The following is a 26,960-nucleotide window of genomic DNA, read 5'->3' as shown; positions in this document are numbered from 1 at the left end:
TGGGTGATTCAGCATTGATTACGGTATGACTTTTTTGTCGTCTGTTCGAAAATCTGCATCGCATGTCATGATGAGAGGATGAAGGAAACGATGGGATTGTTTTCGGGGAAAAAGAGTGCGGCGATTGTTTTATTGGTATCGATGCTGGGGACGTTAGGTCCGCTGCCCTTAAGCGGCAAGGCCGACTCGACCGTACATGCGGAGGATTCGTTCGAAAGGTACGGCAATTTTGAAGATTGGGAAGGCTCGGCGGTAAATCAGGCTGCGGTGAGCAACCGACTGGAGCTGATCAAAGCCGTGAACCGGGACGGGAAGCTTTATGTAATGGCGAAGGGCGAGGATATGGAGGCATCCAAGACGCTGTACATCAACGCGGACAATGAGGCGTCTACGGGGGAAAGCGTTCCGGGCTGGAAGGATTCTGCGGGGATTGATTACAAAGTCATCGATCGCGTCTTGTTTAAATACGACAATGGCAGTTGGGCAGCCCTGGGGGACATTATGCTCAGCGAGTCGGAGTCGGTTGCGGAATATGAAATCGACGGTGCGCTCCTCTCGGACGGGGGCGGTGTGACTTCCAAGATGAAACTCGGCTTAGCCTCGAACGGCTCGATGCTGCCTGAACTTGGCGAGCTGATGATGACGGTTCAGCCTCCTTCGCAGGGAGGGGCTCAATCGGAAGCGCCTGCCGAGCCGGCGGATCTGGCTATCGACGGGGACGGCTCGGAATGGGTCGACGTTCCTGTTCTACTGCAGAGCGCCGACGGCAAGACGACGGTGAAGTATTCGGCATCGGCGGACAGCTTGAACGTACTGATTGAAGGCAAGATCGATAACGGCGAATTTCCCGATCTATGGGAGCATCTGCTTATCGATACCGACCGCAATCCGGGGACGGGGAATACGATGTGGGCGTGGGCCGACAAGCTTGGTTCGGAGCTCCTCGTGCAATCGGGCTTGCTGTACCAGGCTGGCGCAAGCGGAAGCTGGACGCAGGCTGCTACAGGACTGCTCTATGAACGATCCGGCACGGGAGACGCCAAGACGATCGAGTGGAGCTTGCCGATTGCTGAACTGAATGTTGGCGCTGCCAAATCGGTACGTATCGCTTTCTTGAGCAATAGTTACGCGATGCCTGACGCCGCAGGCGATCCGATGGAAATCAGTCTTGTTTCCAAGCCGCGTATTGCCGTGGATGGAGACGGGGCGGACTGGGAGCGGGTAGCTCCGCTTGCCGTGACGGCGGACGGCCTCACTACGGTGAAGGCATTTGCCCGCGACGAGCAATTGTATGCGTTAATAACCGGTCGAATCGAAAACAGCGAATTTCCGAACATATGGGAGCACTTTTTTATCGATACTGATAAGAATCCGTCGACCGGCACGTCCTCATGGGCATGGGCAGGTAAGCTCGGCGCGGAGTTCCTCGTACAAACCGCTTTGTTATATGAATCGAACGGCAGCGGAGGCTGGACGCAGACGGCGGCAGCCTTCCCTTATCAAAGCACGGGCACTGGCGACGCCAAGACGATCGAATGGTCGCTTCCTTTGTCCGAGCTTGGCCTTGGTACGGAGCAGTCCATACATGCGGGATTCCTAAGCAATTCTTACGTAGCGCCAGACGCAAGCGGCGATCCGGCTATGATCTCCTTAAGGGAGAATGCCGTTTCCATCGTTGCGGACGGAAATGATGATGATTGGAACGAGGTAGAGACAGGTGCCGCCTCCAGCGCTTCCCCTTACGAGCTTCGTGCCGTGATGGACGAGCGGAAGCTGTACGTGAGGGTCATCGGCGACCGGCTGGACCTGAGAAACGCTTACTATATCGATAGCGACAATGACGATGCGACGGGGGAACCGTCTGCCTACTGGGCGGAAGGAGGCTTCGATTACAAAATCGAGAAAGGCTCTCTCTTTGCTTACTCTGAGCAAAACGGTCAATGGGAGGAGCGGGGGCCGGTCCATATCGCAGTAGACGATAATTGGATCGAGATGAATGTGTACCTGGATCAGATCGGTCTGCCAGCAGGTCCTGCACCGATTGAGATTGGTTACATGAATCGCGGGATGCTGCAGCTGCCTGCGGCCGGGTCGCCGCCGCTTACCGTCGACAGCATCGTGCAGACGCATGAGGTGTCATCCGATGTATATTACCCGCGCCAGAGCTTCGAGCTGCTTAATAATCCGTATATGGGTTGGGTCGCCTGGGCGAAGGATGCCAATCGGCCATACGGGACGCCTTACGAGCAACAGCATAGCCTCGTCTACGCGGGCATTACGTGGAGCGAGCTGGAGCCGGTCAAAGGTCAATTCGATTGGGAAGCGATCGAGCAGAAATATCAGTTCGATTATTGGTCATCGCAGGGCAAGCGGATCAATCTGCGGATCGTGTTGGATACCCCGACGTCAGACCCCGCGCATATGGATATCCCTGATTGGCTCTATGATTCGTTAGAGGCCGAAGGCAATGCAGGGACTTGGTACGATACGGCAGAGATCGGCTCCGGCTTCAGTCCGAATTACAACAGCCCGCTGCTGCTCGCCGAGCATGAACGGCTCATTGCCGCCGTCGCCGAGCGCTACGACAACGACGAACGGATCGCGTTCGTGCAACTTGGAAGCTTGGGGCACTGGGGCGAGTGGCATACGTGGCCGATTGGCTCCGGCGTTTTTCCAAAACTGGCTGTGTCGGATCAATACGTAGCGCATTACAGCGAGGCTTTCGCGAATAAGCAGATCGGAATGAGAAAGCCTTTTCCAATTGCCAGCGAGCAGCGGCTAGGTCTATTCAACGACGTATTCGGCATTAAGTCGAGCACGGATGAATGGGTGGGATGGACGCGAGGCGGCTGGACGGGTATTGGCGAATTCGTCGACGATCCCGCGGAAGCTGGCGACAAGCTGGCTGAATCGGCTATGCCGGACTTCTGGAAATACGCCTATTCCGGCGGTGAATTCGCCAATGGCAATCCGGAGAGTTGGATGACCGATGACGCAATGATGGAGACGCTCCGCCAGATGCGCGAGAGCCATACGTCATGGCTTGGTCCTTCTTCGCCGGCTCGCACGGCTTATGGAACGGATATTCAGTCCAACATCGAAACGATGCATAAGATGATGGGCTACCGCTACGTTATTGAAGCGGTGAAGCATCAACCTTCGGCGAAGCGCGGCAAGTCGCTGTCGATTCAAACGGTGGTGAACAATAAGGGCGTAGCCCCGTTCTATCAAGACTGGAAGCTGGAATACAGCTTGGCAGATGGGAACGGAGACGTCGTATTCAAGCAGTTGCAAGCTGCGGATCTGCTTGCATTGCTGCCAGGCAGGCATCTATTAAGCGACAGCCTAGATCTGCCGGCCACGCTTGCTGCGGGGCGTTACAAGCTTCTGCTTGCGGTGATCGATCCGGCTACGAACGAGCCGGGAATGAAGCTGGCCATTGAAGGCGAGCGCCCAGACGGACGTTACGAGGTGGGCAGCCTGCAAATCGTATCGTCCTCTAACGGCGGCGGAAGCGGCGAAGGGACAGGGGCGGTCGAGACAAACGATGACCTTGTGCAGCATATTAACGAACCGGTATTGACGGATAGTAAGCTAAATATAACGATGCCGGAGAACAAGACCAGCATTGAGCTGCCGCTTGGCGCTCCGTCGATGAAGGATAATCCGGCCATTGCGGTAACGCGGGGGGCTATGCGCTTCGAAATTCCAGGCGAGCTGCTTGCGCAAGCAAGAGGGCTTGCCGCTTCCGGGGCGAAAGCGGCGCAGCTCGTCATCGGCATCGCGAAGAAGGACGGAGCCGTAGACGAATTGGCAGCCTATGCCGCACGCAGCGGAGCTCGTCTGCGCGCTCCGGCAGAAGCATTCGTTTTCTCGATTGCGGTCAAGACGGGCAATGAGGTAAAGCCATTGTTCACTTACGATGAACCCGTTGTTATATCCGTTCAGCCGACAGGTGACTGGGATAGAGATCTCATTAATCTATATCGCTTCCGGGAGAAGGACAGCGACAGGTCTCTTGAAGCCGTATTTGCGGTACTAACGGACGGGATTCTATCGGCACGTATAAGCGAGCCGGGAGTTTACCAATGGTTGTCCTATGAGAAATCTTATCGCGATGTAGCGGCTGGTCATTGGGCTTCTTCTTCTATCGCGGCGTTAAGCGCGAAGCAAGTATTGAACGGCGTGAAGGAAGGCGTATTCGAGCCCGGCCGCGCCATTACGCGCGCGGAATTCGCGGTGCTGCTGGCCCGGCTGCTGGAGCTGAAACCAGCAATGGACGATACAGATGCGCCGAAGGCGTTTACCGATATCCCTCCTCATGCTTGGTATGCAGATAAGGTTGCCGCCGTTCGGTCGGCAGGATTGGTAAGCGGCGACAACGGCGCCGCATTCAGGCCTGGCGCAGCTTTGTCGAGGGAAGAGCTGGCCGTACTGCTTGTGAAAGCTGCGGAACGGGCCGCAGGCGGCAAATTAACGCTTCCCGTGTCGGGCGAGCGGAAGCTCCCTTATGAGGACGAAGGCAGCATCAGCATCTGGGCTGCCGATGCGGTACGCCAGGCAAGGGAGCTTTCCTTGCTGATCGGAGACGATGCGGGGTTCTTCCATCCCCAAGGCGGCGTTACGAGAGCAGAGGCTGCGCAAGCGGCATTGCATTTATTCATGTTTCTTCAGAAATAGACGATAGAGTAAGGCTGCCCGGTAATTGGAGGGCAGCTTTTTTCTTTATTGCCGCTACATATCAACCTCGTGCGCAAAAAACAAATCTTTTTGTCGTACTTGTCTAAAATTTGGCGCAAATTATGGTTACATTAGACAAAATGACGTAAATGCAAACACTTACATGACTTTTAATTTAGTATGTAATTTAACAAAAAATGCGCGTTATTACTCAGTTAATTCTCGGAAAAAAATTTGGCGCAAATATAGCATAAATTCAACGCAAAAATTGTTGACTTGTTATAAAGGATACGTTATTATCAGAGCATGCAATAACGGTTGCCGCTAATACTTGTCAAATGCAAAGTGGAATTGGCGCAAATTCATAGTGGAGAGTGTGGACATGAGCAAACTTAGAATGGCTTTCATCGGTGTAGGAGATATGGGTTCGCATCATTGCATCGGATTCGATCTGCTGCCGGAATGCGAGGTGAAGTACATTTGCGATATGAATGAAGCGAACGTCGAGCGCACGCTAGTCGAGTTGAAGAATGGGAAGCCCATCATTCTCGGCGACTATAAGGAGCTGCTGTCCAAAGATGATGTAGACGCTGTTGTCATCAGTGTACCGAATTACCTGCACCGCGAGGTGGCGGTTGCTTTTCTCGAAGCTGGCAAGCATGTGTTTCTCGAGAAGCCGGTTGCGCACTCGCTTGAGGATTGCGATGCGATCATTGCGGCAGCGGAACGTCATGACCGGATTTTGCAGATCGGCCTCGTCTACCGTTACTCGAACGTTTACCGTCGAATGGCCAAGGAATTGCAGGATGGCAGATTAGGCGATGTGAAGCTGATGTGGTGCAAGGAATTCCGCGATCCGTTCCCGCCAACGGAATGGTTCTACGATAAGAATAAGTCAGGCGGGGCTCTCGTCGAGAAGGATTGCCATCATTTCGATATTTTTAACTGGATGATCGGCTCTAAGCCGGTACGGGTATTCGCGACAGGCGGCCAGCATGTGATGAAGCAAGGAGAGCCGAATATGATCACGAACTCCTACAGCCATTATCCGGCGAAACCGATTGAGGACGTATCGATCGTCGACCATGCTTGGGTAACGATTGAATACGAGAACGGCAGCAAGGCCAATTTGGGATTATGTATGTATCTGAAGCCAAGAAACCTGATGGGCGACGGGTTGGAGATCGGTTTGATCGGCCAGAACGGCGGTCAAATGGTAGCCAAAAACGACAAGACGATCGACATCGTAGGCGGTCAGGATTATACCCGCGACCATCTAGATATCGACGTCACCTCGGATTCGATCATGGGCGGCCATACCGGCGGCCAGAGGCAGCGCATCGAGTTCGTGAAGAGCGTACTTGGGGGCGGCAAGCCTTTTGCTTCTGCTTATGTAGGGCGTGACGCGCTTCTTATAGCACTTGCTGCTGAGAAGTCGATCGTGGAAGAACGTTACGTCTATTTGAATGAATTAACGAGGTAAGGTGGTGCCTTGATGAAACACAGGCTGAGAAGATATGATACATCCGCTTTCTTCTTATTTATATCCCCTTGGATTATTGGGTTCACGCTCTTTTTCCTTCTTCCGTTCGGCACTTCCGTCTTCTATGCGTTCACGGATGCCAGACTTCCCGGTGCGGCGAATTACAACTTCGTCGGGTTGTCGAATTTCGTGACGATGCTTCAAGATCCGATTTTCGGCAAAAGCCTGCTGAACACCGCGTATTTCGTCATTATTGGCGTTCCCGTCGTAACGGCCGGCATGCTGCTGATCGCGCTGCTATTGAATTTGAATGTGAGAGGCATCGCGCTATTCCGTACGTTTTATTACTTGCCGACGCTCGTTCCGATTGTGGCCACGGTCATCATATGGCGGCTCGTATTCAACTCGGAATTCGGCTTTTTGAATGCGGGATTGTCTTTGCTCGGCATCGACAAGATCGATTGGCTTGGTGGGGAGAGCACGATTAAGCCGGTTATTATTATGCTTCAAGTATGGATCTCGGGCAGTGGCGTACTCATCTTTCTAGCCGCGCTTAAGAACGTGCCGAGGCATATTTACGAGGCGACGCGCATCGACGGAGCGAACCGGCTGCAGACGTTCTTCCGCATTACGCTTCCATTAATAAGCCCTTCGATTCTGTTCGTGGTCATTATCCAGACGATGTACAACTTTCAGATGTTCACGGAAGCGCTGCTGCTGTCCAAGGGCGGACCGAACTATGCCGCATACACCTTCGTTTACAACATTTATAAGTCGGCATTCACCGACCTGAAGTTCAGCATGGCCATGGCGCAATCCATCTTCTTGTTCGCGCTCATCTCGCTGGTCACATTCGTGCTAATGAAGCTATCCAATCGATTCGTATACTACGAAGGCGAGAAATAGGAGGTATACCGTAATGAGCGGACAAAGAAATCGCATACTTAACCAAACCGGCAAATATGTGCTGCTGACGATTACCTTGGTGCTATTCGTAGGGCCTCTCGCATGGATGCTATCAACAATGATGAAGACCAAGGCAGAAACCTACAAGGCGCCGCCGTCCTTGCTGCCGGAATCGGTCAACTTTGAAGCGTTTAACCGATTGTTCGACGTGCAGCCGCTGATGTGGAAGTGGATTCAGAACTCCTTTTCCATCTCCATTCTGGTCGTGATCGGCGCTGTCTTATCGAGCTCGATCGTTGCATACGGGTTCTCGCGGTTCTCGACGAGATACAAGGACCGGCTGTTCCCAGTCGTCTTAATGACGCTCATGATTCCGCCGTCCATTATGATGATTCCGTCCTATGTGCTGTTCACGAAACTGCATTGGATCGATACATGGCTGCCGTTAATCGTACCGGCTTGGCTGGGCGGGGCCTATTATATCTTCTTGTTCCGGCAGTTTTTCATGACGATACCTCAGGAGCTGGACGAGGCTACATACCTGGATGGCGGCAGCCGCTGGACGGTTTACGCCAAGGTCATTATGCCGCTGTCCAAACCAATTGTTATGACGACGATCATCTTTGCTTTCGTTAACTCTTGGCTCGATTTCCTGGGGCCGTTCCTCTACATCAAGAACAACGAAATGTTCACGCTAAGCGTCGGCTTGCAACTGCTGATCGGCCAGACGAGCCAAGATTTTCCGGCTCTGGCGGCAGGGGCGTTCATCAGCATCGTGCCGATCGGTCTCCTCTTTCTGTTCGCGCAAAGATATATCGTCGAGGGGGTGGTGCTCACGGGTTCGAAGGGCTAGGCCGCTTAAGCTTGAGGTTCGCAAGATGCTGCTGTTTTCACATTAATCTAAAGGGGAACTGGATATGAAAACGAACGGTAAGTGGTTGTTGAGTCTATTTACGTTGGTCTTATCGATGACTTTGGTTATTTCCGGGTGTGGCAACAACAATGGCGGCTCGAACGAGCCGACGAATGGGCCGGCGAATGGGCAGAACGATGGCAAAAACGCCGAGCAAACCGAGAAACCCGCAGAGCCCGTCACCATCACCTACTCGCAGTGGGGGACGGCGGAAGAGCTGCAGCGGACGCAAGAATTGCTGGATAAGTTCATGGAAGCCAATAAGAACATTACGGTGAGGCTTGAAGGCAAGGACTGGGGAAGCTACTGGGACGGCTTAACGGCCAATGCGGCCGGCGGCACGCTGCCGGACGTTTTCAAAACAAGCTTTGCGTTTATTGAGAAATATGCCGAGCTCGGCATTTTTAAAGAATTGGACGGACTGCTTGCTGAAAACAGCTTCGAGCTGAGCAACATCGACCAGAGCTTACTCGGATTGCATAAATACAATGACAAGCAGGTTTCCCTTCCGATCGATGCGAACGTCATCGTATGGTACTACAACAAAGCGATCTTCGCGGATGCCGCGAAAAATCCGAAGGGAGCGCCAGTTCCGTCGCTTGAGCCGACATGGGATGAAATCATCGACATCGCCACGAAGCTTACGCTTGACAAAAACGGCAAAAACCCGGGTGAAGAAGGCTTCGACGGCAACAATATCGCGCAATGGGGCATGTCCGTATCGCCGGGCTCGACGATGGACTGGTTCCTCGAGCCGCAACTGTGGTCTAACGGAGCGAAGCTGGTTACGGATGACGGTGCTCTGGCGCTGAATACGCCGGAAGCACGTGAAGTTATTGACTTCTTCATCGATGCGACGAAGAAGAAGATCAATACGACACCGGCCCAAATCGAAGGTCTTGGCGGCCAAGTGAACCTGTCGATTACGACCGGCAAGGTTGCCATGAACCCAGGCGGCAACTGGAATACGACGAACTTCAAGGAAGCGGGCATCGATTACGGCATTACGTACCTGCCGAAGTTCAAGGAGAACAAGACGGTCGTTCAACCGGCCGGCATGGCGATCTCAAGCAATACGAAGCATGAGGATGCGGCTTATAAGCTGCTCGCATGGCTGGCAGGTCCGGAAGGACAATCGGAGCTGGCGAAGCAAGGCTACTCGATTCCGGCCAACAAAGCGGCTGCCGAAGCTTACATCACAACGGTTGGGGAAGCAAACAAAATATTCCTCGACGCGCAGCAATTCGGCATTATCTCCCCATTCACGGCTAAGAAGACCGATCTTGTCTGGACATATGGCGAGCAATCGCTCAAAAATCCGTTGGCAGGCGATGGGGACGTCGATGCGGCGATCAAAGATTTGGAATCGAAAATGAAATAATAACGCAAGTGATGATGAAAGAGAAAGAAGCGTGTTTTACGCTTCTTTCTCTTTTTTTGGCTTCATGCGAAAAGCTTGTTCAGCCGTTTCACCTTGACTATTGACTGGCTGGGTTATAAAATAGATTTGCCGCAACTTATTTTTTTGTTGCCGCAATTATAGAGGCTTTTATCGAAATCGATGCAGGATAGAGAGGAAAGTAAGATGGCGAAGCTAAAGGACATAGCCGAGCAGGTGGGTGTCTCCATCTCAACGGTATCGAGAGTGATGAAGAACGATTCGACCCGTTCCGTCAGCGAAGAAACGCGGAAGCGGATATGGGAAGTCGCCGAGAAAATCGGTTACAAGGCGAATCGTTCGGAGAAGAGCAATAGAAATGATTCGAAGAACAACATGGTTCATATCGGCTGCGTCGTTGCCATACCTCAGAATAAATACAATAATCCGTATTTCTCGGTCATTTTGGAAGGCGTGGAGAGGGCTCTTACCGAAGCGGGCATAAGGCTGGAATTCATCTACAGCATCGAGAACCAATCGGACATCCAACAGCTGCAATCGTTAGTGAAGGAGCACCGCATCGACGGCATGATTATCGTGGAGCGGATTGACCAGGATGCCTACGAGTGGATTAAGAAGCATGTTAGAGCTGTCGTTGGCGTCGATTTGTCGGACAAGACGCTGCCGGTCGTCTGCTATGATCGCGAGTTGGCCGCGAAGGAAGCCGTGCAGCATCTCATTAAACAAGGCCATAAGCAAATCGGTTATATTGGCGGACCGGAGCTGAACGACGACTTCCGTTTGGAGAAACGTTTCGTCGGCTTCAAGAGCGCGATGAACGAAGCGGGTCTGCCCGTAGATGACAACTGGATGATCGATGTCAAATGGGACGTGTCCCTCAGCTACGAGATGACGAAACTAGCCTTCGAGAAGGATGGTTATTCGCCGACGGCGATATTCGCGGCAAGCGATATGATGGCAATCGCGGCAATGCGTGCGGCAACCGAGAGAGGGCTGCGCGTTCCGGAAGATATTGCGGTCATCGGCATCGACAATATTGAGATATCCGAGTTTACTTCGCCTCCGCTCACGACGATTCATGTGCCTAAGGTCGAGATGGGCATGTACGCCGTTAAGCTGCTGCTCGATTACTTAGACAATCAATATTCACTCCCGATAAGGATGACCATTCCGTACCGAATGATCCATCGCCGTTCTTCGGAATGGAAGCCGTCGGGTCATTAGGCCGCGATTAACAAAATAACCCTGCTCCAAGACTAAGCGTCCGGGCAGGGTTATTTGCGTTTTGGTGCCGATGAGGTGTCCAGCCTTACGCGGGCTTTGGCCGTTCGCGCATAATCCGAGGGCGACATGCCGGTCGACTTCTTGAAGTCGCGGGAGAAATAATGGATGCTGCTGTAGCCTAGTATGGCGGCGATCTCCGTGTAATTGTAATGCTGCTCGCGAATGAGCGACTTAGCCTCTTCAATCTTCAGCTGCTTGAAATATTCGATCGGCCCCGTGCCGGTCCGGGAATGGAAAATCTCCTTCAGCCTGCTCTTGCCGAGATGCATTTCCTTGCACAGCTGCTCCAGCTTCAGAGGCTCCTGCAGGTGCTCGCGCATGAAGGCGATCATTCGCTCGGCCATCTGCTCCTCCGTATTCTCGGTTTGGAACGAGGCCGGCTTGCGAGCTGCGGAGGAGGCGTCGCGGAGATCTCCCTCGTCCTGCTGGCGAATGAGCTGAATCAGCAGCATTTCCAAATAGTTTCGCATGACTTGTTCGCTGGCGAACGGCGCCTCCGGATTGCTGATGAGCTCATGGGTATGCGAGCTGTCATAGGGCGGCTCGAACGAGTGAAAGCCCTCCTGCAGCAGCAGGGACAGCAGGTTGCGTTCCTTCGTGCCCAGCCTAATTAGCTGGTTCTCGAATCTAACCATGTGGGGCGAGGTGCATTCGAAGGACAGAACGAACAGATTAGGCGGCTTATGCTGCTGGCTGACTTGAACGGTATGAAACTCTTCCGGCTTATGGAAAATAATCATGCCCTGCTCCAACTGATGCGTGCGATCGTCTGCTTTTACCTCGACCGAACCTTTGTCCACATAGAGAAACTCCCAGAAGTCATGCTGCTCCCCTTCGAACACGTATCCTTTAGCGAATTCAAAATAGTGAAACGAGATCAGCTTGCGAACCGCGATCATTTCCTTCAATGTATGCCTGGCGAATTCCATCTGCCGTCTCACTCCGATCCGTAGTGATTACTGTTATTTGCATTTTAACATATATCCGATTCGGCTTGTGCAAAACGAACGGCTTATTTGCTAAAGGCGAACGCCGGCGGACTTCTTATAATTAGCATTAAGAAGAGCTAGGGAGGTTGTTCGCGCGATGAAAAAAGGAATAAATATTTGGTCTTTCCCGTCAGGCATGAGCATCGAGGAGAGCATTGTGCTTGCGAAGGATGCGGGCTTCGACGGCATCGAGCTGTCGTTGAACGAGACGGGTGCGCTTAGTCTGGAGAGCACGGAAGCTGAGGTGCGCGCCATTCGCCGCTTCGCCGACGATACGGGCATTGCGCTGTCCAGCTTGGCCAGCGGCCTTTACTGGGATTATCCGCCGACGAGCGAGCGTCCCGAAATTCGGGGCAAAGCGATCGATATCGCGAAGAAGCAGCTGGAATTCGCCGCGGTTCTGGGCGTCGATACGATTCTGATCGTTCCCGGCGCGGTTGGCGTCGATTTCATACCGAATGCGGAAGTCGTGCCGTACGACCGCGCTTATGACAATGCGCTGGAAGGCTTCACGAAGCTTGCGAAGACGGCCGAAGCGGTGAACGTATCGATCGGCATCGAGAACGTATGGAACAAGTTTCTGCTGTCGCCGCTTGAGATGCGCGGCTTTATCGATACCATCGGCTCGCCGTTCGTTGGCTCTTACTTTGACGTAGGCAACGTGGTTTACTCCGGCTATCCGGAGCATTGGATCTCGATTCTGAACAAGCGGATCAAGAAGGTTCACTTCAAGGATTACCGCAGACAAGCGGGCGGACTTCATGGATTCGTCGATTTGCTGGCTGGCGACGTGGATTACCCTGTCGTTGTCGCGGCGCTTGAGTCGATCGGCTATGACGACTACGTGATTGCCGAGATGATTCCTCCATATACGCATCATACGAAACAAATCATCTATAATACGTCGGCCGCGATGGACGCGATCTTGGGAAGGACGGTACGCTAATGCTGAATATCGGATTGATCGGACTTGGATTTATGGGTAAAACGCACTTGGAGAACTATCTTCGTCTGGAGCGGGAAGGCGCGCCGATTCGCGTCGTCGCCTTGTGCGACGTAGATGAAGCGAAGCTGAACGGCGGCGGAGGGGGCGGCAATATCGACACGTCCTCGGAGAACGAGATCGATTACGGCCGCTTCAGCAAGTATACGTCGGTGCAGCAGATGCTGGACGCCGAGCAGCTTGACTTCGTCGACATTACGCTGCCGACGTTCCTGCACCGCGACGTGACGATACAATGTTTGGACAGCGGCGTACATGTGTTGTGCGAGAAGCCGATGGCGATGAATGCCGAGGAATGCGACGCGATGATCGAGGCTGCCGCAAGAAACGGCAAGCAGCTTATGATCGGACAATGTCTGCGATTCTGGCCGGCTTACGTATATTTAAAGGAGCTTGTGGAGAGCGGCAAGTTCGGCAGCGTAACGAGCGGCTACTTCTATCGCGGCGGCGGTACGCCTTCATGGGGACCATGGGTGCTGCAGAAGGAGAAGGGCGGCGGCGCGCTCCTTGATATGCATGTGCATGATACGGATACGATCAACTGGCTGTTCGGCAAGCCGGAGGCGGTATCCTGCTACGGCCGCAATGTCATACCGGGCAGCGGGTATGATATCGTAAACACCACTTATCGCTACGACGACAACAAAATTATTTCCGCGCACGTCGATTGGACGCTGAATGGCGACTTCGGATTCGAGATGGGCTTCAAAGTAAACTTCGAGCGCGGCAACATCCAGTTCGACGGTGCCGGCGTCAAGGTGAATCCGAATGATAGCGCCGGCTTCAGCCCCGAGCTTTCTGCCGACCAAGGCTATTACTATCAACTCAAATATTTCGTAGAGTCGCTTGCGGGCGAGCTGCCAATCGATACGGCGACTCCTGACAGCACGAAGGGCAGCATCGAGATCGTAACGGCGGAGCTGGAATCGGCGGATAACCGCGGCGCTTGGGTCGATGTTCCTTAATTACGAGCCTCATGCTGCGACGGTGACGCCGGCACCGCATTACTTGAGCTGGAAGTGAGTCAACTCCCAGCATCCCGATTACCATCGGAGCGATAGCTTTGGAACGATAATCGTTGGATGATCCTCTGGATTTATACGTGTCACTGGTGACTGGATTTCATCCAGTCTAATTGGGCCAAATCGCATGTTAAGTGACGCTTGAGTGGAAAACATACAGTCAAAATCGGTATTTCTAGCCCCTAGTAACCCTCTCGCGTCCATTTGACTGCACAAAATCCAATCAAACTCTGATATCTTCTTGGTACTATGCCTTTTGATTGTACAAAATCCAATCTAAAGGCTAGTACACCTCTAAGAGAGTCTTCTTTTCCGGATTTACAAACGAAAGGACCTGGGCCTCCACTATAAAGTGAAGGCCCAGGTCCTTTTACTGGTTACTATTTCACGGACAGCAAGCTTGTTGTGATAAAGTCCAGCTGCGCTTCAAGCGACACTGGATCATTGTACGTATCTGCTGCAGGATTCAGTTGGAACACGTTGCCTGCTTTAACGGCAGGTAGGCTGGACCAGAGCGCGTTGTCATAAACAACTTTCGGATCGCTTGTATCGCCGGACCAAGGGCAAGTGAAGATGATGTCGCCCGCATAAGTAGGGAGAACCTCCAGCGAGATGGACGCCCAGCCTGTGCCGCTGTCGATCGCTTCTTTCTGAGCAGTTGCCGGAGCTTTCAGGCCGAATTCGCCGTAAATAATTTCTCCGCCGCGGCCGTAGTTATGTCCGAATACATACAGACCTTTCGAATAAGGGTTTAGGATCGATACGGTCTTGTCGCCAACAGCTTCTTGCACCTGCGGCTTCAGCTCGTTGATTTTAGTCTCCCACTTCTCAACCCATGCTTTCGCTTCGGCTTCTTTGTTCGTCAGCTTGCCGAAATCGACCATTTGATCCTTATAGTTCAGCTTGCCGTATTGTACGGCAACGACTGGAGCAATCTCCGCTAGGCTTTCAAGACCTTCCGTACCTACATACGCAATGATGAGGTCAGGATTAAGCGCCAAGATTTTCTCAGGGGTAGGCTCGCTGCCAAGATTCTCGACACCGTCTACCTTTCCGTTCAGATAAGGGTTTTGCAATGCGCCATCAAGCGCTCCGACGAGCGGGGCATCCAGCGCTACGAAGTAGCCTGTATAGAAGGCAGTCAGATCGACGATCCGCTGTGGATTTTTTGGAACTTCTACGTCGCCGTTGCCAGCTGTGAACGTGACCATCTCCGCTTCGCCTGTTGCGCTATCGTCAGCAGGAGCTGCTGTTGGCGCAGTCGTAGGCGCTGGCGAAGCGTTGCCGGAATTGTTGTTGTTCCCGCAAGCTGCGAGTACGAAAGTGACAGCCAAAGTGAGTACAAGTAAAGCGTAAAAGGTTCTGTTTTTAAACAAAGTAATTCCACCCCTATTTAGTTGATATTGATAATCGTTATCACTATAACATGAGTTTTATAAATTGGCAATTACTTTGTTAAAATAATTTCAATCGATGATTTTGCCGGTTATCGTATGTCCTATAATTGACAATAAGGGTCCGATTCTGACTACTTATTTGTTTTCCTTAATTATTCGGCTGTGAGGGCTTGCCGTTTCCGTTATAATTATTTTTAAAGATTCGTAAATGGATGCTTGGGGGACTGTCATGCTGAAAGTGATGATTGTCGAGGACGAACCTCTTATTCGCGCGGGATTGAAGGCGTATTTTCCTTGGAATGAATTAGGCATCGGCACGATCGTGGAAGCCGAGAACGGCAAGGAAGGGATCGCAACGGCGCTGAAAGAATGGCCGGACCTCATCATTACGGATATACGCATGCCGGAGATGAACGGTCTAGAAATGATTGAACAGCTCAAGCCGCTGCTTCCTAATGCGGTTTTTATCATTTTAACGGGGTACAGTGAGTTTCAATATGCGCAAGACGCGATACGTCTCGGAGTGGTCAAGCAATATTTGCTGAAGCCGCTCGAATACGAGCCAAGCATGAAAGCGCTGACGGAATGCATTCATCTCCTGCAGCAAAGCCGTGAAGAACAGCAGGAGAAGCAAGCATGGCAGGCAGCTTATGAAGAACATACGAAGTGGAAGGAAAGCGAAATCGTCAAGCAAATCCTGGAGGGAGTAGATCCCGATGAGGTTGGAGCGCGCCTTCTAGAGAATGATGTTATGCAGCGGCAACCGCTGTCGCTTTGCGTACCGATTGCCGCAACCTGCTTCTCTCGCAATAATATCGCGCAGGGACGCAAATGGCGGGTCTCGGCCGAGCGTCTTGTCGCTGAAGCGGCTGCAGCGACCGGACGGATGCAGCGGCTGATGGTTTACACGAGCAGGGGCAGACTGTATATGCTTCTCGTCATGGAACAGTTCGAGGACAAAGAGGAAGGGCTTGAGCGGCTAAGGGAGCAAATCGTAATCTCGCTGGAACGAGTGAATGCCGATGCGACTGCAGCTTTGTACATGGCTATGGGACATGCTTCCTCCGACGTATCGAAGCTAGCCGACAATCTCCATGCTGCAGCCAAAGCGCTGCTGGGCAGATTCGCGGAATCCGAGCGATGGCTCATCCGAACGGAGCGATCTATCGAGGCTCCAACACAAGCGGGAGCAGCCGACAAGGTCATTCAATTGAGGCCGGACGATCGGAATGCGCTTCTGGCCTGCTTGGAGCAGGGTGACGGCGCTGCCGTCAAGGCGTTCATGGATCGGCTTTGCGCCCAGTCCGCCGAGGCGTTGCCTTATGTGAGCGGCGATCAATGGCTCGCATTCTTGCAGGAGATTATTAGCGTTACGCTGCGATTCGCGCATAAGCAAGGTTTTCCGATGGAGGGTGTATCCAGCGACAAGCTGCTGGAATTGACTTTCGTCGACGATTTTCGAACGTTGGACGCACTATTCGGCTACTTGGCGGCGTGGGTCATTCATCTGAATGATCTGTACAGCAAGATGAACCATCCCGTACAGCAAGAGAACCTGATCTTCAACCAGATTAGGAGCTTTATCGAGAATAATCTTGATCAAGATATTACGCTCCAAATGGTAGCTGATCATTTCTTCTATAACCCTTCGTACTTGAGCCGCTTATTCAAGTCGAAGCTGAATCAGAACTATCTTAGTTTCGTGACCGAGATACGGATCGCCCATGCGAAGAAGCTGCTGGAGGATCCTAACCGTCTCGTTACCGAGGTATGCACGATGTGCGGCTACAGGAGCTATAAACATTTTGTGAAAATGTTCCGTTTCGTCGCCGGCATGACGCCGACCGATTACCGCAAGCAGCTTGGCATACTTTACTAGTGAATAAGAAGGGGCAGCCCCAAGGTCGATTTGACCCATTGGAGCTGCCCTTATTGTCCGCTATGCCTCCCTTATCCCGGAACCTGCTCCTTATCCCTTCACGGCACCCATCGTAATGCCTTGCGTGAACGCCTTCTGGAACAGAAGGAAAATCGCGATCATCGGAATGGAAGCGAATGCCGCTCCCGCCATTAATACGCCGTACGGCGTCGTATATTCACCTTTGAGTGTAGCAACGCCAAGCGGCAGCGTCATCATAGGCGTGGAACGAATCATAATGAGCTGGCTGAAGTAGTCATTCCAAGCATTGATGAACGTGAAGATCGCGAGTGCGCCTAAAGCCGGCTTCAGCAGCGGAAGAACGATGCTGTAATAGAGCCGCAGCTCGGAGCAGCCGTCCATCTTCGCCGCCTCCAGCAGCTCGCCGGGCAGCGTCTGCGCGAACTGCTTAACCAGGAAGATGCCGAAGGGCCAGCCGATCGCCGGCAGGATAAGCGATTTGTAATGATCGATCCAGCCGAAATCGGCAATCATCGTAAAGAGCGGAACGAGAATGACCTGCTTCGGAAGCGCCATAGCGGCGACGAATAAGGTGAAGATGATCGCCCGTCCGGGAAAACGTTTCTTCGCCAGCACATAACCGGCCATAGAGGCAACGATACATATGCCTACCATTTCCGCCGCCGCGATGAAGAAGCTGTTGAACGTCCAGCGCCACACAGGATTTTTGAACAAGCTTACGAAATTGTCCAAGGTCGGCTCAAGCGGAAACCATTCGGGCGGTATGGCTACCGCCACATTCTGCACCTTGAACGCGCCGGTTACGATCCAGTAAAACGGGAAAATAAAGAATAGCGACAGAACGATCAGGAGGATATGCGATAACAGATAGCCCGGCGTCAGCTTGGCGAGCCACTTCGGTTTTTTGCTTGCGTTGCCGATGCTTGGGCTATAAGGCATGTGTTCGTAAGTTTTCATTTGCGTCTGGCCTCCTAGTACTCGACATCGCTGCCTAGAAATTTGAATTGCAGGATCGAGATGATGCCGATGACGACAGCCAAGATCATCCCCATCGCCGAAGCGATGCCGAACGAACCGAGCATGAACGCCTTCTCGTATACGCCGTACATAACGGTCGATGTGGCATAAAGCGGGCCGCCAGCGGTAAGCAACTGAACGATGGCGAACGTTTGGAACGTATTGATCGTCGTAATGACGATAATGTACAGGTTGGTCGGCATAAGCATCGGCCATACGATTTTGCGGAAAATCTGTCCCGGAGTTGCCCGGTCGATCTGAGCGGCTTCGATATACGAAGTCGGGATGTTGCCAAGCGCGGCAACGTACAGAATGATCGGCTGGCCGACCGATGTCGTGACTAATACGGCGATAATTGCGTACAACGCCGTTCTTAGATCGCCTAACCAGGCAATGGGCTCCGCGCCGAACAGGCTTGTAATGAAATTCAGGATGCCGTAGTTCGGATCGTAGATGGACGCCCATACGACGGTGATGCTGACGACCGAGGAGACGGCCGGCAAGTAGAAGACGCCGCGGAAGATCGAGCGCGTGAATTCGCTTTTGGTATAGATCGTATTGGCCACGAAGATCGAGAATGCGATGACGACAGGAACGGTGATCAATACGATGAGAATCGTGTTTTTCATCGCTTTCAGGAACGTCTTATCTTGGAATAATTCTGTATAATTGCCAAACCCGATGAACTCGAACCGGTTCAGCGTGTAGTCGAACATGCTGATATAGATGCCCTTCAGCATCGGGTAAGCGACGAATAGAAGGAAGAAGGCCATTGCCGGAAGCAGGAACAAATAGCTGACTAGCCATTCGCGCCATACGAGACGTTTGGATTTCAGGACCGCTGCGAACATGTGTGATCTCTCCTTACCTCGTGATAGAAAGGGAGCAGCGCACATGGCGTGCGCTGCTCCCGGGAACGCATCGTTATTTACTTCAATTCGGACTTGGCTTTGGTGATCGCTTCATTCGCTTTGGAAGCGAAGTCGTCAAGCGCTTCTTTGCCTGTCGCTTGTCCTAATAGAACGCTTTGCAGCGCAGGGAACCAGTGCGTGCGAATCTCGGCGTAGCCGTCCGCGATCGTCGGCGGAGCGGTGATGAATTTGCGGGCAACCTCCGCATAGGCGTATTCAGGATCGTCGTACAGACCCGTGATCGAATTGCGGACGGACAAGCCGCCGGTTTGGATCAGGTTCTTCTTGCCGTACACTTCATCGTTCGCGATGAAGTCGATTAACGTTTTCGCAGCTTGAATTTTCGCTTCATTATCGTTGTTGAAGATCGCCATGCCGCCGAGGTAAGGCTCAAGCTTAGGTGCGGAACCATCGAGCGTAGGGAACGGCAGCAGCACTTCTTCGAACTCGGCTTTCTTAAGCGTTGCATTCTGCGCTTTCAATACAGCCGAATAGTTAATCGAGAACGCTACCTTACCTTGCAGGAACAAATCATTGACGTCCGATGCCGCAAGCGCAGCCGAGCCGGAAATGATCAGCTTGTCCTTCTGAGCCTGGGCGATCCAATCGAGCGCAGCACCGGCAGCATCGGTATTGATCGCGACAGCGCTATTGTCATCATTGAGGAAGCTGGATAAACCAAGGTTAGCGATATATGCCCTAGTGCCTTGGTCGCCGGCTTGAGACTTCGCGAAGAAGACGGACGGGATGATGTCAGGCGCTTTCTCCTTAACGGCTTGAAGCGCCGCTTTGTATTCGTCGAAGCTCCAGACGCGGTCAGGTCTGTCCAGCGGGAGCAGATCGAGAGCGCCGATTTTCTCGAATACCGTCTTGTTCACGGCCATCGAGAATGGAGCGGTATTAATCGGGTACATAACCGTTTTGTCGCCGACCATGGATTGTTTCCAGAATGCTTCGGATATATCGCCGCGCACTTCGTCTGTAATCATGTCGTCGAGCGGCGCGAGCAGTCCTTTTTTGCCCCAGTCGATTACACGGCCCGGGGCGTCGTAAATGACATCCGGCGCGGAGTTGGACGCGATCGCGACATTCAGCTTCTCAGGTCCGCCGTCAAACGTAATCATCTCGAGATTTACTTTGATTTCGGGGTGCTTCTCGTTGAAAGCCGCGATGATTTGTTTCTCGTATTTGCCAACCTCACCGTCGAGCGCTTGGAAGTTGGGAAAGTTCCACCACGTAATCTCTACCGGCTCAGCGGCTGGCGGTTCGGCGCTGCTAGGCGCTGCGGTACTGGTTGCATTCGGTTCTGCCGTTGTCTTGGTGTCGGATCCATTGTTGTTGGAACTGCAGGCTGCCAAAAGCATCACGAGCATGATGGTGATCAAAAGTGTTGCCTTCTTTGTTGGTGCTGCCATTCAAATTCCCCCTGCCATTATTTAGAATGAACAAGTGAAGCGGATTCATTCCTTGCCATTAAGCATAGTCGATATGAAAAAGACTCAAAATCCCTCGATTTTGACATTGGACGTCTCGTTTTTTACCATCTATAGCAGTTTCTCTTACTACATGAACGGTTGTAATCTATATTAGCATTGCGGGCGTTTGAACTGTACAATGGGCGTTAAGGAATTCATAAACATGAGGGTTGTGGTCATTATGGGCGGCTTCAAACGATTATCCCGCTTGTTCCAGATGAAGCATGTGAACCATCAAATATTCGTCTTGATGATCTGCATCATTACGCTTCCGCTTACGGTGATGTCGGGCATCCTCTATTTTTTCTCGCTGCAGACGGTTAAGAACGAATATCAGAACAGCGCCAATCTTATTCTTAACAATTTGTCCTTTAACATCGATCAATATTTGCAAAGCATCGAGACGGGCACGCTCACCGCTCAGCTCGACAGCCAGCTCCAAAGCTCGCTAACCCACTGGTCCGAAAACCAAGACCCCGATCCAAGCGATATCAGCATTAAGTACGGCAGCGTAGTAGAGCAGTTCATTAGCCGGATCGAGCTGACGATCAAGAACGTCGATAGTGTGCAGGTTTTTGCGGGCAACCGCGTGTTTTATTCCGCCGACTTCAATCAAACCGACTATAATGCCGAGCATTTCTATGAGCAGGAATGGTATAAGCAAACGCTTGAGTCCAAAGGCAAGGCAGTGCTGTTCGGCACGCATGCCCCGTTCCAGCGCATCGATTCGCAGGAATCTGTCATCTCGATTGCCCGGGTCATCAACAAGACGGGAACGAGGGAGAACCTCGCGGTCATTCTCGTCGACATCCGGCTCGACTCGCTGCGCGAAATATTAAGCTTATCCGAAAATACGAATCGGAAATTTCATATTGTTGACAATAAAGGTCAGATGGTTTATTCCTCGAGCGATGACGGAACGCAGGAGCTTACCGATCTCGGAGCAGCCGTCGTGAACAACGCGCTTCAGAACGATACGGGCAATTTCTATGCAACGATAGACAGAACGCCCTCTTACTTGAACTTCGTGACCTCTTCCTACTCGGGCTGGAAGGTCGTTCAATACATTGACGAGCAGGATATGACCAAGGATGCGACGTTGTTTCGTAAAATATTGCTCGGCGTAGCGTTCAGCTCGCTCGCCACGGCGCTGCTGTTCTTATTCCTGTTGTCCGCACGCGTTACCAAGCCCATTATTTCGTTAAGCAAGCAAGTCAGAGCGGTCGGCCTCGGCAAATTCGATGTCGATCTGAGTACGGATCGGCAGGACGAATTCGGCGTGCTGTACAAGGGCATTCGCAAAATGGTGGAGGATTTGCAGGATCATATCGAGCGCTCCTCCATGACGATGGCCCAGCAGAAGGTAGCGCAATACGGCGCGCTCAAGAGCCAAATCAATCCCCATTTTCTCGCCAACACGCTCGAATCGATTCAGATGAAAGCGATACTCGCCGGTCAGCGCGATATTGGCGAAATGATTGGTCTCCTGGGCAGACTGTTCCGCATCCATATCCAGACCGGCAAAGATATCGTGACGCTGCGCGAGGAATTGGAGCATACTCGCTTGTATGTCAAAGTGCAGCAAATGCGCTTCGGCGACCGATTCACCTATTCGGAGACGATCGAGCCCGGGACGGAGGCGCTGCCGGTGCTTCACTTCACGCTGCAGCCCATCGTGGAGAATGCGATTGTACACGGCTTGGAACGTATGAGCGGACAAGGAAAGCTGGAAATTGCCGCATATGTCGCCGATCAGGCGCTGTGCATCGAGATCAAGGACAATGGGGCGGGCATGGAGGAGCAGCAATTCGCGGCACTGCGCCAGCGTCTGCGTGAAGCCGCGACGGATACACTGGACAGCGAGCACATAGGGGTGCAAAATGTGAATGATCGCATCCGCTATTATTACGGCGATTCATACGGCCTCTCGATCGACAGCAAGCTTGGAGAAGGGACGAAGGTTATCCTTCGTTTGCCTGCATCGAAGGCGATACAGCAATAAGGGAAAGCCTCGCCGGCGTCGGCGAGGCTTTTTTTGTTATGCGCCAATAAACAATTCGTCGGCAATCATTTCCAACCGTATCCCTCGTTTTTGACAAAGTCGGGCTCTGTTTTTACCTCATCGCCGAATCGCGACGCAGCGCGATTTTTTTGTGTTACAACGTTAGCAAGGGACTTACATGGGGGTCCTGTCAGCTTGAAGGAGATAGGTCGGGCGGGCCGCGCAGCGTTTTGGAGGAAATTATTTTCAAGGGCAAAATCTTAAAGAAAATAATTTACACTCCTTGCGCCAAGCGGATGCCGCTTATCTTCACTCTATGAACAATAGGAGGAATTACAGTGAGCCAGCAAAAATTTCACGGCATCATTCCCGCTTTCTACGCCTGCTATGACGATGACGGCAGCGTATCGAAGGATCGGACGGAGCAACTCGCGTCCTACCTGCTTAGCAAGAAAGTGCAGGGCGTCTACGTCGGGGGAAGCTCGGGAGAATGTATTTACCAGGACCTCGAGGAGAGAAAAGCTGTACTGACTTACGTCGCGAATCACCTTAGAGGCAAAATGACGCTTATCGCGCATGTGGGAGCTCCTTCGACCAGAGACAGTATCGCGCTCGCTAAGCATGCCGCAGAGCTTGGGTATGATGCGCTTTCCGCGATTCCGCCGATCTACTTCAAACTGCCTGACAGCGCTGTCATCAACTATTGGAACGACATCATGAACGCGACATCGCTTCCGTTTATCATTTATAACATTCCGCAGACGACGGGTTACACGCTGACACCGGCTGTATTCCAAAAGCTGCTTCAGAACGAGAAGGTCATCGGGGTGAAAAACTCCTCCATGCCGGCGCTTGATATCGAACGGTTCAAAAAAACAGGCGGCGAAGGCATCATCGTATTCAACGGTCCTGACGAGCAATTCGTCGCAGGCCGGATGATGGGAGCGGACGGAGGAATCGGCGGCACGTACGCCGCAATGCCGGAGCTTTTCCTGCAAGCGGACGCACTGCTGAAGGCAGGCAAGTTCGCGGAAGCGACAAGCCTTCAAAGCGCGATCAACGATATCATCATCGCATTATGCTCCTTGAACGGTTCGATGTATGCCGCCATCAAGGAAGTGCTGCGGGCTAGAGGCGTTAATATCGGCGGCGTCAGAGCGCCGATGCTCGGCTTAAGCGGCAATGATGGCGAGCGCGTTCAAGCCATCGTAGCGGATATCGATAAGGCAATTGCAACCCACGTCAACTAAGCAAGGCAACGCAAACAATCAATCAGATTAAGGGAGAGATATATTCGGATGAAGAGTAAACGTTTCCTTACAACATGTTTTGCGGCACTTACGACAATGGCATTGATCGTTGCAGGATGCTCGGGCAATAACGGTAACAATGCCGGATCGAACGGCGGCACGGGAGGCAGCGGCGGCAAAGAGAAGGTCGAAATATCGGTCTGGCTCACCCCGCAATGGAAAGGCGTGCTTGACGCATCCGAGGACGGTGCCGATTACGATAGCTTCATGAAATACGCGGCAGAGAAATTCACGAAGCAATATGACAAATACAACGCGACCGTTAAGGTTGAGGTTATCGCCGGCGATCAGCGCGACCAACTGCTTAACGTTAACCTGAACGGCGGAACCGCGCCGAACGTCTTCTTCGAAAGCTCGTTCGCCATGGGCGACTACGTTCACCGCGGAGCGCTAGTGCCGCTGACGGACATCGTCGACGACGCTGCCAAAAGCGACATTTCGCAAGGCTACTGGGACTCGGTAACGTACGGCGACGATATTTACTTCTACCCGTTCCAGAACAACCCGGGAACGCTCGTGTACAACGCGGACATGTTCAAGGCGGCAGGCCTGGAATCGCTCCTCGGCGGAGAAAACGAAATCAAGACGTGGACACTGGCCGAATACGAGCAAATTCTTGAGGCGCTGAAAACGAAGCTGCCGAAGGATCAATACTCCAACGCTTACCCGATGGCGCTTTTTGCAATGAATAACCAAGGCGACACATGGAATCTTTCTTACCTTAGAATGTTCGGAAGCTCGTTCTTCGATCAGGACAGCAACATTATCTTGAATGACGACAAGGGTTACAAAGCGGCTGCATGGCTGAAAAAAATATACGAAGCAGGTTATACGAATCCCGGCGCGGAGTCGGTATCGTCCAACGATGCGAACGCGATGTTCCAAAATCAGCAGCTCGCGATCAGCTTCACGAACCCGATCTTGTTTAACGGCATCAAAACCAATATGGCAAACGGCACATCGCCTAAGTTCGATATAAGACTGGCGAACATCCCTTCTGAGGGCGGAGATCCGCTCACGTTCACTTACGTGGTAGGCGCAAGCGTATTCCAATCGGACGACGCTAAGAAAACGGAAGTAGCGAAAGATTTCGTGAAGTTTTTCTCCAGCGACGCTGAGCTCGTGAAGTCGTCGAAAAACGGCATTCCAGTGCGCTCGTCGGTTGTAGAAGAGCTGAGCAACGAGAACCCGTTCTTCGCCGCTTATGACGCGAACTCGAAATACGTATTCAGCTTCAGCGGCAACGTTCCGGGGTACAGTCAGCTGCGCGAAGCGCTTTATCCGGAGCTGCAGGCGCTGCTTATGGGAGCGAAGACGCCGGAGCAAGCGATCAATGATTACGTGGCGAACGGCAATAAAGTGATTCAGTCGAATAAAGAAAATTCAGTCATTTACCAGTAATCTACCTGTAATCCATCATCGATCATCGATAGACAAATAAACAATAAATGATCAGCGGCCCTGCGTTGCAAGCAAGGAAGGGCCGCCGATCAGAAAGGTAACCACCATGCGCATTCGGAATAGTTTTGTGAAAGAGAACCTTACCGGTTATTTGTTTATTTTGCCGCAAATGTTGATTTTCCTTGTGTTTCTTGTGTACCCGATATTGGAAGGCATCAGGCTTAGCTTGTACAAAATTAATTACAACAATGAAACGTTCGTTGGATTTGACAACTACGCGACGTTGTTCAGCGATCCCGTCTTCTTCAAAGCGTTAATCAATACGGTCGTGTTCGTCTTCTTCATCGTCTTGCTGACGGTAGGTTTCGCCTTGTTCGTCGCATCCGCCATTTTCGATAAAAACGCTAAGTACGTTTCCTTCATACGGGGAAGTTATTATATACCGGTCATGGTCTCCATGGTTGTCATGAGTATGGTCTGGAGCTTCTTGCTGAACCCGGCCAACGGGCTCATCTCGTATTTGACGCGCGAGGCGGGCATGGGCAATATTAATCTGCTCGGCAATCCGCAGACGGTGCTGCCCGTCATCATCTTCGTTACGTTCGCGGGCAACGTCGGCCAAGCGATCATTCTGTATATCGCCTCGATGATCGGCGTGTCGAAGGATCTCTTCGAAGCCGCCGAGGTAGACGGAGCGAGCCGCTGGCAGGTCATTATGAAAATATTGATTCCGTCGGTTCAGCCGACGACAATCTATATCACGATCGTTAACATCATTGCGGTGCTGAAAATTTTCGTCGTCATCCAGCTCTTAACGGGCGGCGGTCCGAACAACGCTTCGGTCACCCTGATGTATTACCTATACAACAACGCCTTCAAGTACAACCAGCTTGGCATAGCTTCCGCGGTCGGCGTTATTATGTTCGCCATCACCCTGCTGCTGTCCGTTCCGCAGCTTAGAGCCATGATGAAGCAGAAGTAGAAGCGAGGAGTCGATACATGATGACGCAAACGAAAAAAACGAAGAAAATAGAAATGTTCGACTTGGTATCGAATATAGTCGTCACCGTCTTTGCCATTGTCAGCTTATTCCCTTTATATTGGCTCATTACAAGCTCGCTCAAGAACAGCTCGGACGTCGTGAAGATGCCGCCGGATTGGTGGCCGACTTCCGTTACATTTGCCAATTACACCGATATTTTTCAGAATCAGCCGGCGTTAAGATGGACGTTCAACAGTATTTTCACGGCGGGCGCTACGACGCTGCTCGTCATTGCCGTCGGGTCGATGGCCGCTTACGCCTTTTCGAAAATCAATTTTAAAGGCCGGACGACTATCTTTATTATTTTCATTTCCAGCTTAATGATTCCGAAGGAAATTATGATCGTCCCGCTGTTCCGAATCATTCAGGATTTCGGCATGGTCAACAGCTTTAACGGCATGATCTGGCCGAACGTGGCCGGCGCCTTCGGCGTCTTCCTGCTCAAAGGATTTTTCGACAGCACGCCCGACGCGCTGCGGGAAGCAGCCAAGATCGACGGGGCCGGCGAGTGGCGGGTGTTCATGCAAATTATGCTGCCTATCGTCAAACCGGGCATCGGCGCTCTGTTTATACTGAATTTCGTACAAATTTGGAACGACTACCTGTGGCAGCTCGTCATCGGCCAAGAGAAGAACATGAAGACGCTCATGGTCGGCACGGCGACGCTGATGCAGGATTTGAATCCTAACTTCGCATACAAGATGGCCGGCGCTTCCGTGGCTGCCATTCCGATGCTGCTTATCTTCGTGTTGTTCCAGCGGTACTTTACGTCCGGAGCTACGGCAGGCGCAGTGAAAGAATAGCACTTAAATCGAATATAGATGGA

19 protein-coding genes are annotated in these 26,960 nt (G+C 52.2%); 14 read left to right on the top strand and 5 right to left on the bottom strand.

All coding sequences use genetic code 11. The features are described 5' to 3' along the window. The first annotated feature begins 90 nt into the window (after positions 1 to 90). From AC1DF0_RS02880 to AC1DF0_RS02855, 6 genes are all read left to right on the top strand, one after another. Positions 91 to 4,680: an S-layer homology domain-containing protein gene (locus AC1DF0_RS02880; protein WP_477573013.1), complete on the top strand. Its 4,590-nt coding sequence runs from the start codon at positions 91 to 93 to the stop codon at positions 4,678 to 4,680. A 382-nt stretch (positions 4,681 to 5,062) separates the two neighbouring features. After that, on the top strand, positions 5,063 to 6,163 hold the full coding sequence (locus AC1DF0_RS02875) for a Gfo/Idh/MocA family protein (RefSeq protein WP_442049576.1): 1,101 nt from the start codon (positions 5,063 to 5,065) through the stop codon (positions 6,161 to 6,163). A 12-nt stretch (positions 6,164 to 6,175) separates the two neighbouring features. Next, entirely contained in the window at positions 6,176 to 7,069 is an 894-nt protein-coding gene (locus AC1DF0_RS02870) for a carbohydrate ABC transporter permease (protein ID WP_442049575.1), read from the top strand. A 13-nt stretch (positions 7,070 to 7,082) separates the two neighbouring features. Then, complete coding sequence (locus AC1DF0_RS02865) at positions 7,083 to 7,922, top strand: carbohydrate ABC transporter permease (RefSeq protein WP_442049574.1); 840 nt, start codon at positions 7,083 to 7,085, stop codon at positions 7,920 to 7,922. 64 nt (positions 7,923 to 7,986) lie between these two features. Continuing rightward, a complete protein-coding gene (locus AC1DF0_RS02860; RefSeq protein WP_477573012.1) occupies positions 7,987 to 9,363 on the top strand; it encodes an ABC transporter substrate-binding protein in 1,377 nt (458 codons plus the stop codon). Positions 9,364 to 9,567: 204 nt separating this feature from the next. Then, complete coding sequence (locus tag AC1DF0_RS02855) at positions 9,568 to 10,605, top strand: LacI family DNA-binding transcriptional regulator (RefSeq protein WP_442049572.1); 1,038 nt, start codon at positions 9,568 to 9,570, stop codon at positions 10,603 to 10,605. Between the two features lie 50 nt (positions 10,606 to 10,655). Here AC1DF0_RS02855 and AC1DF0_RS02850 read toward each other — a convergent pair whose 3' ends face one another. Further along, positions 10,656 to 11,594 carry an AraC family transcriptional regulator gene (locus tag AC1DF0_RS02850; protein ID WP_442049571.1) on the bottom strand — a complete coding sequence of 313 codons (939 nt, stop codon included), beginning with the start codon at positions 11,592 to 11,594 and terminating at the stop codon, positions 10,656 to 10,658. Positions 11,595 to 11,751: 157 nt separating this feature from the next. On the opposite strand from AC1DF0_RS02850, the gene AC1DF0_RS02845 reads away from it, so the two are divergent. Next, on the top strand, positions 11,752 to 12,600 hold the full coding sequence (locus AC1DF0_RS02845; RefSeq protein WP_442049570.1) for a sugar phosphate isomerase/epimerase family protein: 849 nt from the start codon (positions 11,752 to 11,754) through the stop codon (positions 12,598 to 12,600). Continuing rightward, positions 12,600 to 13,622, top strand: a complete 1,023-nt coding sequence (locus tag AC1DF0_RS02840; RefSeq protein ID WP_442049569.1) for a Gfo/Idh/MocA family protein — start codon at positions 12,600 to 12,602, stop codon at positions 13,620 to 13,622. The genes AC1DF0_RS02845 and AC1DF0_RS02840 overlap by 1 nt, the downstream gene beginning before the upstream one ends. A 437-nt stretch (positions 13,623 to 14,059) precedes the next feature. Here AC1DF0_RS02840 and AC1DF0_RS02835 read toward each other — a convergent pair whose 3' ends face one another. Next, positions 14,060 to 15,055 carry an ABC transporter substrate-binding protein gene (locus AC1DF0_RS02835; RefSeq protein WP_477573011.1) on the bottom strand — a complete coding sequence of 332 codons (996 nt, stop codon included), beginning with the start codon at positions 15,053 to 15,055 and terminating at the stop codon, positions 14,060 to 14,062. 250 nt (positions 15,056 to 15,305) lie between these two features. Here AC1DF0_RS02835 and AC1DF0_RS02830 point away from each other — a divergent pair, with 250 nt between their 5' ends. Beyond that, positions 15,306 to 16,955, top strand: coding sequence for a response regulator transcription factor (locus AC1DF0_RS02830; RefSeq protein ID WP_477573010.1), 1,650 nt, complete (start codon positions 15,306 to 15,308; stop codon positions 16,953 to 16,955). Positions 16,956 to 17,045: 90 nt separating this feature from the next. On the opposite strand, the gene AC1DF0_RS02825 is transcribed toward AC1DF0_RS02830, so the two are convergent. From AC1DF0_RS02825 to AC1DF0_RS02815, 3 genes are all read right to left on the bottom strand, one after another. Continuing rightward, positions 17,046 to 17,933, bottom strand: coding sequence for a carbohydrate ABC transporter permease (locus AC1DF0_RS02825; protein ID WP_442049565.1), 888 nt, complete (start codon positions 17,931 to 17,933; stop codon positions 17,046 to 17,048). A 14-nt stretch (positions 17,934 to 17,947) separates the two neighbouring features. Then, complete coding sequence (locus AC1DF0_RS02820) at positions 17,948 to 18,844, bottom strand: carbohydrate ABC transporter permease (protein ID WP_442049564.1); 897 nt, start codon at positions 18,842 to 18,844, stop codon at positions 17,948 to 17,950. A 77-nt stretch (positions 18,845 to 18,921) separates the two neighbouring features. Then, entirely contained in the window at positions 18,922 to 20,319 is a 1,398-nt protein-coding gene (locus AC1DF0_RS02815; protein WP_477573009.1) for an ABC transporter substrate-binding protein, read from the bottom strand. 223 nt (positions 20,320 to 20,542) lie between these two features. Between AC1DF0_RS02815 and AC1DF0_RS02810 the strand changes: the two genes are divergently transcribed. The 5 genes from AC1DF0_RS02810 to AC1DF0_RS02790 all read left to right on the top strand — a co-directional run bounded on the left by AC1DF0_RS02810 (position 20,543) and on the right by AC1DF0_RS02790 (position 26,937). Then, positions 20,543 to 22,381, top strand: coding sequence for a cache domain-containing sensor histidine kinase (locus AC1DF0_RS02810; protein WP_442049562.1), 1,839 nt, complete (start codon positions 20,543 to 20,545; stop codon positions 22,379 to 22,381). Positions 22,382 to 22,719: 338 nt separating this feature from the next. After that, complete coding sequence (locus AC1DF0_RS02805; RefSeq protein ID WP_442049561.1) at positions 22,720 to 23,631, top strand: dihydrodipicolinate synthase family protein; 912 nt, start codon at positions 22,720 to 22,722, stop codon at positions 23,629 to 23,631. A 48-nt stretch (positions 23,632 to 23,679) separates the two neighbouring features. Beyond that, positions 23,680 to 25,092: an ABC transporter substrate-binding protein gene (locus AC1DF0_RS02800; protein ID WP_477573008.1), complete on the top strand. Its 1,413-nt coding sequence runs from the start codon at positions 23,680 to 23,682 to the stop codon at positions 25,090 to 25,092. 127 nt (positions 25,093 to 25,219) lie between these two features. Continuing rightward, the gene (locus AC1DF0_RS02795; RefSeq protein ID WP_477573007.1) at positions 25,220 to 26,074 is read left to right on the top strand and encodes a carbohydrate ABC transporter permease; all 855 of its coding nucleotides are present in this window, start codon (positions 25,220 to 25,222) and stop codon (positions 26,072 to 26,074) included. 17 nt (positions 26,075 to 26,091) lie between these two features. Then, positions 26,092 to 26,937: a carbohydrate ABC transporter permease gene (locus AC1DF0_RS02790; protein ID WP_442049558.1), complete on the top strand. Its 846-nt coding sequence runs from the start codon at positions 26,092 to 26,094 to the stop codon at positions 26,935 to 26,937. Positions 26,938 to 26,960 lie beyond the last annotated feature (23 nt).

The sequence above is a fragment of the Paenibacillus sp. 05T425 genome (assembly GCF_056396205.1).
The sequence above is the reverse complement of the archived record's forward strand: the minus strand, read 5'-3'. Positions and strand labels throughout refer to the sequence as shown.